The 13,190-nt window shown below is 44.7% G+C and carries 11 protein-coding genes and 1 riboswitch; of the genes, 10 read left to right on the plus strand and 1 reads right to left on the minus strand.

The window, feature by feature from the left end; all coding sequences use genetic code 11:
• The first annotated feature begins 120 nt into the window (after positions 1 to 120).
• Together MHH63_RS28375 and MHH63_RS28380 are read left to right on the plus strand one after the other, a co-directional pair.
• Complete coding sequence (locus tag MHH63_RS28375) at positions 121 to 1,002, plus strand: ROK family protein (RefSeq protein WP_051491338.1); 882 nt, start codon at positions 121 to 123, stop codon at positions 1,000 to 1,002.
• A gap of 210 nt (positions 1,003 to 1,212) precedes the next feature.
• Entirely contained in the window at positions 1,213 to 2,229 is a 1,017-nt protein-coding gene (locus tag MHH63_RS28380) for an HRDC domain-containing protein (protein ID WP_341172332.1), read from the plus strand.
• 86 nt (positions 2,230 to 2,315) lie between these two features.
• Here the strand turns inward: MHH63_RS28380 and corA are convergent, their stop codons facing one another.
• On the minus strand, positions 2,316 to 3,251 hold the full coding sequence (gene corA, locus MHH63_RS28385; protein ID WP_036684479.1) for a magnesium/cobalt transporter CorA: 936 nt from the start codon (positions 3,249 to 3,251) through the stop codon (positions 2,316 to 2,318).
• Between the two features lie 396 nt (positions 3,252 to 3,647).
• A riboswitch (SAM riboswitch) is annotated at positions 3,648 to 3,777 on the plus strand.
• A 115-nt stretch (positions 3,778 to 3,892) separates the two neighbouring features.
• On the opposite strand from corA, the gene metA reads away from it, so the two are divergent.
• The 8 genes from metA to MHH63_RS28425 all read left to right on the plus strand — a co-directional run bounded on the left by metA (position 3,893) and on the right by MHH63_RS28425 (position 13,063).
• A complete protein-coding gene (gene metA, locus MHH63_RS28390) occupies positions 3,893 to 4,813 on the plus strand; it encodes a homoserine O-acetyltransferase MetA (protein ID WP_076281068.1) in 921 nt (306 codons plus the stop codon).
• Between the two features lie 36 nt (positions 4,814 to 4,849).
• Positions 4,850 to 6,022: a PLP-dependent transferase gene (locus tag MHH63_RS28395; protein WP_076184683.1), complete on the plus strand. Its 1,173-nt coding sequence runs from the start codon at positions 4,850 to 4,852 to the stop codon at positions 6,020 to 6,022.
• 626 nt (positions 6,023 to 6,648) lie between these two features.
• Positions 6,649 to 7,785: a cyclic dehypoxanthinyl futalosine synthase gene (mqnC, locus tag MHH63_RS28400; protein ID WP_076184682.1), complete on the plus strand. Its 1,137-nt coding sequence runs from the start codon at positions 6,649 to 6,651 to the stop codon at positions 7,783 to 7,785.
• 531 nt (positions 7,786 to 8,316) lie between these two features.
• Positions 8,317 to 9,159 carry an SPFH domain-containing protein gene (locus MHH63_RS28405; protein ID WP_036684473.1) on the plus strand — a complete coding sequence of 281 codons (843 nt, stop codon included), beginning with the start codon at positions 8,317 to 8,319 and terminating at the stop codon, positions 9,157 to 9,159.
• A gap of 11 nt (positions 9,160 to 9,170) precedes the next feature.
• Complete coding sequence (locus MHH63_RS28410) at positions 9,171 to 9,341, plus strand: toxin-antitoxin system HicB family antitoxin (RefSeq protein WP_036684471.1); 171 nt, start codon at positions 9,171 to 9,173, stop codon at positions 9,339 to 9,341.
• A gap of 506 nt (positions 9,342 to 9,847) precedes the next feature.
• Positions 9,848 to 11,788, plus strand: coding sequence for a threonine--tRNA ligase (gene thrS / locus MHH63_RS28415; protein ID WP_076135889.1), 1,941 nt, complete (start codon positions 9,848 to 9,850; stop codon positions 11,786 to 11,788).
• 385 nt (positions 11,789 to 12,173) lie between these two features.
• Positions 12,174 to 12,773, plus strand: coding sequence for a 3D domain-containing protein (locus MHH63_RS28420; protein WP_175617330.1), 600 nt, complete (start codon positions 12,174 to 12,176; stop codon positions 12,771 to 12,773).
• Positions 12,774 to 12,919: 146 nt separating this feature from the next.
• Positions 12,920 to 13,063, plus strand: a complete 144-nt coding sequence (locus tag MHH63_RS28425) for a hypothetical protein (protein ID WP_156113077.1) — start codon at positions 12,920 to 12,922, stop codon at positions 13,061 to 13,063.
• Positions 13,064 to 13,190: the final 127 nt, after the last annotated feature.

Raw genomic sequence — 13,190 nt, forward strand, 5'->3', positions numbered from 1 at the left:
TATTGTGATAGCGCTTCATCCAACGTATAATAAGGGCTGTTGATTGTTTTATTTTATATTAATTTTTATTTTCAAACTGGATGGCGGATTATTGCTTAATGGAGAAGGGAGATAGTTGCTATGAAGTTATTGGGAGCGATTGAAGCAGGCGGAACGAAGTTTGTATGCGGAATTGGTTATGAGGACGGTACCATTCTGGACCGAGTTAGCTTTCCGACAACAACACCGGAAGAAACGATGGGACTCGTAATCGACTATTTTAATGGGAAGAATGTAGAAGCTTTTGGTATTGGATCGTTTGGACCGATTGATCCCGTGCTGGACAGCCCTACTTATGGTTACATAACAACGACACCAAAACCTCACTGGGGACAATATAATTTGGTAGGTACAATGGCTGAGCAATTTAACGTGCCGATCGGTTTTGATACGGATGTGAATGGTGCAGCGCTTGCGGAAAGTAAATGGGGAGCGGCTAAAGGTCTGGACAGCTGCCTTTATATTACGGTTGGGACAGGCATTGGAGCGGGAGCAGTAGTTGGAGGTCAGATGGTGCATGGATTGTCTCATCCTGAGATGGGACATATTCTAGTTCGCAGACATCCAGAGGACACGTTTGAGGGCTACTGCCCTTATCATGGCGATTGCCTTGAAGGGTTAGCCGCAGGTCCGGGGATTGGCAAACGCTGGGGACAACCAGCAGGCGAGCTGCCTGTTGACCATCCAGCTTGGGATATGGAAGCTCATTATCTTGCACATGCACTTATGAATTACGTGTTGATTCTGTCTCCCGAAAAAATCGTAATGGGCGGTGGTGTCATGAAGCAAAGCCACTTGTTCCCGCTAATTCGTACCAAGCTGCAGGAGCTGCTGAAGGGTTATGTTCAGCATCCAGCGCTAAATACCGACATCGATAATTATGTTGTGCCACCGCAGCTTGGAGATAACGCAGGACTTGCAGGTGCGATTGGACTGGCAACTTTAGCTTTGGCAAGAAACTAGTATAAAAAGATATTGACTGTTAGGAAATATATGGTATTGTAGGATCTAACAGTATAGCATTTAATGAGGGAGCACCTCTTTCACGTTTATCGTGAGAGTGGTGCTTTTTTGCGTTTTCCGAGTCTGACAGTGTGGCATTCACATCAGCGAATAAGTAGCTCAGACCGGTAGGTATAGTGCTTGCTGAAGACTAGAAAGGCAGGGATGAATATGCAAATTGTATTTATGAATCGCTTATCCAGAATATCTGGGGTGGATCAAGAGGTGTTCGCTCAGCTATGGATTGGAGAGGAAGAAGGAGTGTGGAGTCTGGGCTGGCGTGATTTTTCAGGCGGTGAGGAAACACAGGAGCATTTGTGGTACGCGGGTGGTTCATGGAATGAAATGCTTTGTGTTTACAGGCATGAGCTGGCGGTGAAGATGGGGGATGGCTATCGGCCGTTGATTGATGGCGTATTTCATGAAGAAGACGGCCTTACCGGGCGTAATCAGGAGCAGCTAAGGCTGCAATATTACAGTGAATATAATGGGAACGAAGCTATTTATGAGGAGTTATGTGCTTGGCGCCGCAGCCGAGCTTCTAGTGAACGGAAAGCCCCTTACATTCTTGCCAGCAATCGTTTGTTACGTTTGATAAGCACTTTCTTGCCGCATACACCAGAGGAGCTGCTGCAGATCCCTGGTGTAGGGGAAGGAAAGGTAGCCCAATATGGCACGGATTGGTTGGCTATAACCTCTACGGCTGCAAGGGAACACTCCTTTCCTTTGAATTGGGTACACCAAGAAATTGAGGAGGATTCTTTTGTATCCTGGCTCTATAAACAGAAAGAGGTCAAATATAAGAAACAGCTAGAAAGACTGCGATTACGGCGAATTCTGCTGCAAGGGATCGAGAATGGGTTAGGGTTAGAACAGCTTAAGGTGAACAGTGGAGTGAACCGTCGCGAACTGATTGAAGCGGTAGAGGGGCTGGAAAGAGAAGGTTATTGCGTGGAGAAACTGATCGAGGTAGAACTGAAAAATGTGCCGCAGAATGAGCAGGAGGCGATATGGAATGCCTATGCAGAGGTAGGAGATCTTTTTCTAAAGCCAGTGCTGCATAAGGTGTATGGGGAGGATTTTTCAGCAGCAGAAGGGCTGGATAGCTATTATGAACGTCTGCGGCTGATCCGCATTCATTTCCGGCGGGAGCAAGCTGCTAAAGTGGGCATGGCGACCAGTTTCTAGTAGCTTTTTATCATATCAAAAAGACGAAGGCTTCCTTACACCAAAGGGTTAAAGGGCCTTCGTCTTGCCTATTCGTCCGTTTATTTTCATAGCCATTCTTTCTTGCGGAATACATACAGCATCCCACAGCCTAACGTCAACATTAGACCTATAACGGCAAAATAACCGTATTTCGTATGCAATTCCGGCATATGATCAAAGTTCATCCCATAGATTCCGGTAATTACGGTCAAAGGCATGAATATCGTTGTAATCGCGGTAAATACTCTCATAATTTCATTGGCGCGGTTGGCGATACTGGATTGGTAGGCCTCACGTAAGTTGCCCATGAGATCGCGGTACGTCTCAAAGGTTTCGGATATTTTAACTGCATTTTCATAAATGTCGCTAAAGTATTTCTGCAGCTGATCATCAATCAGACGGAGGTCTTTTTTATTCAGGGTATTGATAACCTCTTTCTGTGGTCCCAGCATCTTCTTTAACCATAAGATCTCACTTCGCAGACCGATAATCTCACTCAGATGAGATTTCTTGGTATGCATTAGGATATCCTCTTCAAGCTTCTCAATCCGGGCTTCAATTCGGTCACCTACGGAGAAATAATTATCTACGACAAGGTCGATAAGCAGGTAAAGGAATTGGTCGGGTTCGCTAACCTCTTGTTCCCATAACATGGGCTTCAGGACGCGTAGCTCGTGAATCTTTTGTTTCGTTACAGTAATAATATAATGTCTTCCCAAGAATATATTGAGCGCCCGCAGGAAGATTTCCTCATCATCAAAGCGGATGCTGTTTACAACAATAAAGTAATGACTTTCGTATATTTCGATCTTTGGACGTTGATCCTCTTCACTAAGGCAATCCTCAACAGCGAGATCATGCAGGTTGAACAGGGGCTGAAGCAGCTCCAAATCCTCCACATCTGCATCAATCCAATAGAACCCTTCTGTTGGGGGTGTCAATGTTTCATCAATTTCATCAATAGGTGTAAAAACCCCTGCATTCACCAGCCGGATTTTCATCTGATTCCACTCCTTCTATCCCCGGGTCTTCACCAGGGACTGCTAATTAAGCACAGAGAAAAAATCAGCTTGGCCGGCGTTACAATCAATACAAGAGGCCGAATGACGATTCGAGGGCATGAAGAAGAACTGCTCCCGCCGCCGGCAAGCTGATGATTATCCTGTGTGGTTGCTCATTCTGTACACTTAATTGCGAGCTCGGGTCGCCTTCCATTCTTCTTCTCACCTCTTCTTTTCGTTCAGGTATGAAATACTTGTCTAGTATAACAACGGAGTATGCCTCTTTCAAGCAAATTTATTGTTACTTTGAGGCTACTTCAGCATTGTATGGACTTGACGAAAAGGAGGTTCATGATTTAAAGTAAATTTTAAAGAAATTTAATTGAATACAGCTAAATCTTATCAAGAGCAGGTGGAGGGACTAGCCCTATGAAACCCGGCAACCGGCGTGTGAACGCACGGTGCTAATTCTTGCGGAACTTTGCTGACGACTAAACCTCGTCCAAAAGTTTCTGGCAGATGAGAGAGGCGCATATGACTGTAGATATGACCTTTCTCGTTTTCCGAGAAAGGTCTTTTTATTGTTCAGAAAGCCGCGATGTGACAACATAACCTAAATACAGTTAAGGAGTGGAAAGACAATGCCAATTAAAATTCCCGACAGTTTACCAGCAAAAGAAATACTATCCGGTGAAAATATTTTTGTGATGGATGATAGTTTGGCTTTCCATCAGGATATCCGTCCACTAAGGATTGCTATTCTGAATCTCATGCCGACTAAAGAAACGACGGAGACTCAATTGCTGCGTTTAATAGGAAATTCACCGCTACAAGTTGACGTTACCTTGCTGCATCCACGCTCACATACTTCTAAGAATACTTCTGCTGAGCATTTGAGAAGCTTTTACAAAACTTTTGACGAGATCAGCCACCGCCGTTTGGATGGTCTTATTGTTACAGGAGCACCCGTAGAGCAAATGGAGTTTGAGGAAGTATCCTATTGGGAAGAGCTAAAAGAGATTTTTGAATGGAGCAAGGATAACGTGACCTCGACCATGCATATCTGTTGGGCGGCACAGGCAGGGTTGTATCATCATTTTGGTGTTCGTAAAGTGGCTTTGCCTGAAAAATGTTTTGGAGTATTCTCCCATACGATTAACCAAAATAACATTAAATTGCTGCGCGGCTTTGACGAGGTATTCCATGTACCGCATTCCCGTCATACCGATGTCTCCCGCGAAGATATTGAGAGCAATCCAGATCTGCAGATTCTGGCGGAATCCGAAGAAGCTGGTATGTATCTAGTAGCTACGACCGACGGCAAACAAATATTTGTGACCGGACATTCCGAATACGATCCATTATCCTTGAAATGGGAATATGATCGTGATTTGGAGAGGGGCATGGAGATGGCCTTGCCGAAACACTATTTCCCTAAAGATGATCCAGAACAAACACCTCCTGCAGTGTGGCGTGCACATGCCAACTTATTATTCTCTAATTGGCTCAATTACTATGTATATCAAGAGACACCTTACGATATCGACCCGATTGTTTATTAAGATCAGCGCTACATTACAATTTAGGAGGCATTTATCATGGACGACAAACTTAGGATTGAAAGCAGACTGGCACAAATAGGTTCACAAGAAGATCCGGCTACCGGAGCCATTAATTTCCCTATCTATAATGCTACGGCATTCCGTCACCCGAAGCTTGGGCAGAGCACAGGTTTCGATTATAGCCGTACCAAAAGTCCAACCCGTTCCGTACTAGAGAATGCGGCTGCGGAATTGGAGTCTGGTGATGCAGGTTTTGCCTGTAGTTCTGGGATGGCAGCTATTCAAACCATATTTACCCTGTTTGGGCAAGGCGATCACTTGATCGTTTCGCTGGATCTTTACGGCGGGACCTATCGTTTGTTGGAACGAATTATGTCCAAGTTTGGAATCACTGCTTCCTATGTAGATACGAATGATTTGGATGCGCTTGAGGCTTCACGTCTTCCAAATACGAAGGCGATATTTATTGAAACGCCAACGAATCCTTTGATGATGGTTACGGATATTGCAGCCGTTGCTACTTGGGCCCGTCATCATGGGCTGCTCACAATTGTAGACAATACACTGCTGACTCCATTTTTCCAGCGTCCTCTGGAATTAGGTGCGGACATTGTAGTCCATAGTGCTACCAAATATTTGGGCGGACACAATGATGTACTTGCGGGTCTTATTGTATCTAAAGGAGCTGAATTATCCGCTGAAATAGCGATTCTACATAACTCTATTGGCGCTGTGCTTGGGCCAACAGACAGTTATCAGCTGATGAGAGGCATGAAGACACTGGCCCTGCGTATGGAACGGCACGAGAGCAATGCGCTAGCAATTGCCCGCTATCTACAAGAGCATCCGGCGATTGCGGAAGTGTTCCATCCAGGCCTGCCGGATCATCCGGGATATGAAATCCAGAATCGCCAGTCCTCGGGCAATACCGGAATTTTTTCTTTCAAATTAAAAGATGCCAGATACGTAGAACCTCTGCTTCGTCATATCCGGCTTATTGCCTTCGCGGAGAGCCTCGGCGGGGTTGAATCGCTAATGACCTATCCTGCAGTACAGACGCATGCGGATATTCCTGTGGAAATTCGGAATGCGGTGGGTGTAGATGATCGATTGCTGCGCTTCTCGGTCGGTATTGAACATGCGGAGGATCTAATTGCTGATCTTGGTCAAGCTTTAGAGGCTGCGCGAGCGGAAATCGAAACGAAGTAAAAGTAACGGCAACCCAGATCGGCACCGAATGCTGGGAAATATCGAGGATCTATCTCACCGTTGATTTAGAGCTGGTGTTGGACGCAGGATGAAATAGAGCTGTCTCATAAGCCGGGAATTGGCTGCTGGGATAGCTCTTCTTTTTGGACTTTTTGCTATTGGACACAGCTGACCTTAGACACAGCATTATTACACATTTGGAATGTTAACGGACTCCACAGCAGCTATTGCGCTAAAAACCAGCCTTCATGAGTCTCTTGTCAAGGAATAGCGTCGCTGGAGTCCAGAACTATGCTCCAAAGGCTAAATACTAACTAATAACGTCATCTGTGTCCGGCAGCCTCAAGGAATTTTGATTCACCGGGTGCAGGCAGCAATGTAAGGACTCTTTCTGCTGGATGGTATCTTGCTAAGAAAGTAAAAAGTTTTTCAAGCTGTTCAGATTGTGATACGATGAGGAAATGAACTGTTCATTTATTAAAATATAAGGTATAAGTTACATACTATACTTTATCCTTATGTTACTACGAGAAACGGTTGTTATCTCTAAAGGACGACAACGTTATTTTTCTTGTGATTTTGTGAATCTACCATATCCCTAAGGGTTTAAAAGGAGGATGCGAACGATGAGTACGATAGATCTTATTTTGGATAAAGCCCTGCGGGGTGACCGTCTCCAATTGGAAGATACCATCCGACTATTCGAGAGCAACGAAATTGAGAAAATGGGTGCTGCTGCAAACACTATTATGGAACGCTGGCATCCGGACCCGTTAGCCACATTTGTAATTGGCCGTAATATTAACTATACGAATGTATGTGATGTGTACTGCCGTTTTTGTGCTTTTTACCGCAGACCAGGCTCGGATGAAGGCTATGTGCTGCCAGATGAAACGATTTATCAAAAAATTGCTGAAACGATTGCTGTTAATGGTACAGAAATTCTTATGCAAGGTGGAACTAATCCTAACCTTCCATTTAGCTACTATACAGATATACTGCGCGGAATTAAGCAACGTTTCCCTGAGATTACAATGCACTCCTTCTCTCCTGCTGAGATTATGAAGATGAAAGAAGTATCAGGATTACCACTGGAACAAGTGGTTCGTGAAATTCATGCTGCGGGTCTGGATTCCTTGCCAGGCGGAGGCGCAGAAATTCTTGATGACCGTACACGCCGCAAAATCAGCCGGCTAAAAGGCTCGTGGCGCGAGTGGATGGATGTAATGCAGACAGCACATAAAGTGGGTATGAATACAACAGCAACAATGGTGATTGGGCTTGGAGAAAGTATGGAAGAACGAGCTTTGCACTTACTACGTGTACGTGAGGCTCAGGATGAGTGTATTGCCAACAAATATGATTCTGAAGGTTTCTTGGCCTTTATCTCATGGACATTCCAGCCGGACAATACCAACCTGAAGCTGGACAGACAAACGCCTGAGGAATATCTGAAGACGGTAGCGATCAGCCGCCTTGTGTTGGATAATATTAAGAACTTCCAATCTTCTTGGGTCACTATGGGGCCAGAGGTCGGCAAGCTCTCCTTGCAATATGGCTGCAACGATTTCGGCAGCACAATGATTGAAGAGAACGTAGTATCTTCGGCGGGTGCGACTTATAAGGTAAACATCGAGTCGATTACTCAGCTGATTCGCGAAGCAGGCAAAGTTCCAGCGCAGCGGAATACACGTTATGATATTCTGCGGGTGTTCGATGATCCTAATGCGAAGATTGATAATGATTTTGTAATGCAGAACTAATATATATTAATTATTAATCAACGCTTGATGCTTGTTAATCCTTAAGTGGATTACTGAGCATCAAGCGTTTTTTTTGTAAGGTTAGGATTACGATCATTAGCAAGCCTTATTGCAGAACACATCTGAATCTTCGCTTGTTATATCATCCGCTAGGCGTACGGACCCAGTGGACCTTAATTGCAAATTCAGCGCTTCTTGAGTCGGGGTTCGGACCCCAGCGACGCTATTCCTTGAAAAGAGCCCCATATAGGCTGGTTTTTAGTGCAATAGCGACTGTGGGGTCCGATAGCATAGGGAAAATCGGAAAATGTGGCGTATAAGAGCATCAGTGTCCGATAGAGCTGATGTATACGAACAATATGAACTAATGTTAACTACACAAACGAGGGTTGGTGTGGAGTACGCCTTTTAACGAAGCTTTATATAAATGTGAACATAAAAATATTTTTTTATTTCTTTTTACCCATTCACATTATTATCCAAAAGTGATATCATAATCATATCAAAAGAATATCTAGTGGGGGTGCTTTTATGAAAGAGAAAACGCTTCGTCCTGTCAGTGGATTTTGGGTTCTCGCCTTAATTGCAGTTTGTTTAGCTGGGGGAATTTATGGTGCGGTTCAAGAGTATGTCGCAGTGCCAGTCATTCTGTTCGTTGTAGCTGGGGTATTATGTACAAGTGTTACGGTTGTGCAGCCCAATAAGTCGGTTGTAGTTACCTTTTTCGGGCAATATGTAGGGACTATCGTGACAAGTGGCTTGTTTGCAGTCATTCCGTTCAGTTTGCGCAAGACGGTTTCCCTCCGCGTACGTAACTTTAACAGTGTCAAGCTGAAGGTTAATGATGTGGAAGGTAATCCGATTGAAATTGCTGCAGTTATCGTATTTAAGGTAATTAACTCTGCAAAAGCGCTTTTTGATGTAGATAAATATATGGCGTTTGTGGAAATTCAAAGTGAAACAGCGCTGCGTCATGTGGCCAGTAAATACCCGTATGATAACTTCAATGAATCGGGCATGTCCCTGCGGGCCAATGCAGATGAGATTGCTAAAGAATTGGCAACCGAGCTGCAAGAACGTTTGTCGATATCTGGTGTAGAGGTCATTGAAGCGCGGCTCACACACTTGGCTTATTCCACAGAGATTGCCAGTACAATGTTGCAACGTCAGCAAGCATCTGCAATTCTGTCCGCTCGTCAAATCATTGTTGAAGGCGCCGTGGGCATGGTCGATATGGCGATTAAACAGCTTAAAGAGAGTGGCGTGGTTGAGCTTGATGAGGAACGCAAAGCGGCGATGATTAATAATCTGATGGTTGCGATCGTGTCGGAGCGCGGAGCGAGTCCGGTCATTAACGCCGGCTCGTTGTACTAAGGCGGTGCATCATGGCGGCCAAGAAAAGCTTTCCACTGCGGATTGATCCGGATTTACATGAGGCGCTGGAACGATGGGCGGGAGAGGAATTTCGCAGCGTAAACGGACATATCGAATACTTGTTGCGTGAGTCTTTGAAGCGTGCAGGCCGCTTACCTGAAAAAAAACGGCGAGAGGAATAACCATAGAAGGGCTGTTTCAGCATCCATGTATTGGCTGCAAGAACAGTCCTTATGTGTGTCTTCTGACTGTGTTTCTATCATTTTGGACCCTTTTCTGACTTGACTGTCAGAGAGGACAGATTTATAATTACTCCATAATTCACGTTAACAGCATTGACGAAGATATGAGTTGATTGTTCTGGACCGTTCAGAGAGAGGAAACTTAGGCTGAAATTTTCTCCGGCATCCTGCTTTCGATTTACCCCTTTGTAGCTGCGGTTTTGAATTCCCTGCAATGGGATAGTAAGAGCTGCCGGTTCATGGTCGTTACTCCATGCTTACGAAGGATTCTATCTTCACTCCGCTTGAGGATTCAAGGGAGGCTAGAGAGAATCGAATTTGGGTGGAACCACGGGTGTAATCGCTCGTCCCTTTGCGGGACGGGCGTTTTTTTGTGTGCGTGGATATTATTGTTCCGCAAAGGTTAAAGGGCCCTTAGGCTTAATTATATGAAGGAGGAATTAGCAATGTCAGTAAGTATTAAGCTTCCGGACGGTTCTGTCCGTGAATACGCAGAGGGTAGCAGTATTGATGATGTAGCAGCTTCTATTAGCAGTGGCCTGCGCAAAAATGCAGCAGCGGGGAAATTGAACGGTATCGTTGTAGATTTATCTACTCCCCTTGAAGAGGGCGCACTGGTAGAGATCGTAACTTTGGATTCACCTGAAGGTCTGGAGGTTATGCGCCACAGTACAGCTCACTTGATGGCTCAAGCGGTTAGACGTTTGTTCGGAACAAAAGAAGTTAAGCTTGGTGTAGGTCCGGTCATTGAAGATGGCTTCTACTACGATATGGATCTGGAACATCCTCTAAATCCTGAAGATTTGCTCAAAATCGAAAAGGAAATGGACCGCATAATTTCGGAGAACCTGCCGATCGTGCGCAAAGAAGTTAGCCGCAAGGAAGCACTTGAAATTTTCGGTGAGCTAGGTGATCCTTACAAGCTGGAATTGATCGAGGCATTGCCTGAAGATAGCGTAATTTCTATCTATGAACAAGGAGAATTCTTCGACCTATGCCGTGGACCCCATGTGCCGTCGACTGCTAAGATCAAAGTCTTTAAATTGATGAATGTAGCCGGTGCTTACTGGCGCGGCGACAGCAAGAATAAGATGCTTCAACGCGTATACGGCACAGCTTGGATTAAAAAAGCTCAGCTTGATGAGCATCTTCGTCTGCTTGAAGAAGCGAAGAAACGCGATCACCGGAAGCTCGGTAAAGAGCTTGAAATCTTTACATTTAATCAATTGGTAGGACAAGGCTTGCCAATCTGGTTGCCTAAGGGTGCCAAATTGCGCAGTATTCTGGAGCGTTATATCGTAGATCTGGAAGCAAGTCTTGGCTATCAGCATGTATACACACCAGTTCTGGGTAATGTTGAGCTGTACAAAACTTCAGGACACTGGGAGCACTATCAAGAGGACATGTTCCCTAAGATGACTATCGACAATGAAGAATTTGTTCTTCGTCCAATGAACTGCCCGCATCACATGATGATTTATAAGAGCTCAATGCACAGCTACCGTGATCTGCCGATCCGTATTGCTGAGCTTGGTATCCAGCACCGTTATGAAATGTCAGGCGCATTGACTGGCTTACACCGTGTACGCTCGATGACTCTTAATGACTCCCATATTTTCTGCCGTCTGGACCAAATTAAAGGCGAGTTCATTCGTGTAATCGAATTGATTAAACAGGTATACAGTGACTTTGGTATTAATGACTACCGTTTCCGGTTGTCCTATCGTGATCCTAAGGATACTGAGAAATATTATGCAAATGACGAAATGTGGGAAACTGCACAGCGGATGTTGCGTGAGGTTGTAGAGGAAGCTGGACTGCCGTTCTACGAAGCAGAAGGCGAAGCTGCATTCTATGGTCCTAAACTTGATGTGCAAATTAAGACTGTATTAGGTAAAGAAGAGACTCTGTCTACTGTACAAATCGACTTCTTGCTGCCTGAACGTTTTGAACTGGAATATATCGGCGATGATGGTCAAAAACACCGTCCAGTCGTTCTGCACCGTGGAATCTTGGGTACAATGGAACGTTTCGTTGCCTTCCTGTTAGAGAACTTTGCGGGCTCGCTGCCGCTTTGGTTATCTCCACAGCAGGTTAAAGTAATTCCTGTATCGACAGCGTTCGACGATTATGCCAAGGAAGTTACAGACAAGCTGCGTCGCCGTGGTATCTCTGCTGAAGCAGATCTCCGCAATGAGAAGCTGGGTTATAAGATTCGCGAAGCTCAGCTTGAGAAACTGCCATACATGTTCGTAGTTGGCGAGAATGAGATGAACGCTCAGACGGTTTCCATCCGTAAACGCGGGGAAGGCGACATTGGAGCTAAGCCGCTTCAAGAAGTGATTGAGCTCTTGTCTCAGGAAATTGCTGATCGTGTGATCTCCTAGTTTCTTGTAATTAACAACACCAAAATTACGTCTAAATAAGACCTCTGTTATATGCCAATGAGGATCAACTTCTGATCTTCATGTATAAAATTTTGTGAATCGGGAAACCTTCGCTAATAAGGGGGAGGTTTTTCACATGAACAAAATGGGCATATTTCAGAGGTTTTGGTGTCTTTTTGTCACCATCGTTTTGCTATTGACCGCTGCTGGAATCATTCCAGAATCTAAGCAACAGGCAGTAGGGGCCATTGGGACAGGAGACACTTTACAACACACGGGTATTAACAAAACGCTATCGAACGAGTTGCAATATACCAAGGCTAATTCTGTGTTTATGAGAACTACAGATGATAAGGTCATTCTTACGACTGGCCGTGCCACACTTATGTCAAACGAGGCGCATTCCGTCGCACCTGTATTACCTGCAACAACAAAAAATAAACCAGCAGCGACGAAGGCACCGCAGAGCACCAAAGCTCCAACCACTAAAGCAAACGGTGGCAGCGGATCTTCCAAACAGTTACCAAATTCTATTCCTGTAGCCGCACCTGCGGAAGACCAGATCATTACTTCAATGAAAGTGATGGCGACTGGATATACTGCGGGTTATGAATCTACAGGTAAAACATCTAAACATCCCGAATATGGAATTACCTATTCAGGGGTAAAAGTGCGCAGAGACAAAAATACAGTCTCAACCATTGCTGCGGACCCTAAGGTTTTGCCGCTGGGGAGTATTCTTTATATACCGGGCTATGGATATGCCATAGTTGCTGATACAGGCTCGGCTATTAAAGGGCGGAAGATTGATCTGTATTTTGCTACTACGAAACAGGTGTATAAGGAATGGGGCAAAAAATCAGTTGTAGTTCAACTCATTAAGCGTGGTAACGGGACTTGTACGGAAGTCATGCTGAAGAAGCTGAGCCAAGCGATTGAGACTTACAAAGCAGTACCGCAATCCATGCTCGAAGAATCCATTTAAAGGGATTGAACTTATTTTCACTTGGTCATGCATAATAGTGACATCACCTTGCCATAATACGGACTGGGGCAAAGCAATTGCCTCTTCCGAGATGTTCTCTTAGTAAGCATATTCTATGCTGCATAAGAGAAAAGGAGGTGAATTCCGTGGCCAATAACAAGAAATCTAAAGTACAAGAAAATTACAAAACACCAAATGAAAAATACAATGCTGAGTTTGCTGTTGAGAATGACGGCGCTACTAAGCAAAGTGGAAATACTTCTAAACCAGCTCAGAAACCGCAACAATAATGCGCTGACTGAAGCAGAAGACTGCTGAAAAAAAGAGACTGTCCAATTCAGTTAATTACTGAGGGACAGTCTTTTTTCATATATAATGAAGTAAATAGAATTTTATCCCATTCATCTCAGTCTAGAG

Origin of the sequence: Paenibacillus sp. FSL H3-0310, assembly GCF_038002785.1 — a bacterium.
GTDB lineage: Bacteria > Bacillota > Bacilli > Paenibacillales > Paenibacillaceae > Paenibacillus_AQ > Paenibacillus_AQ odorifer.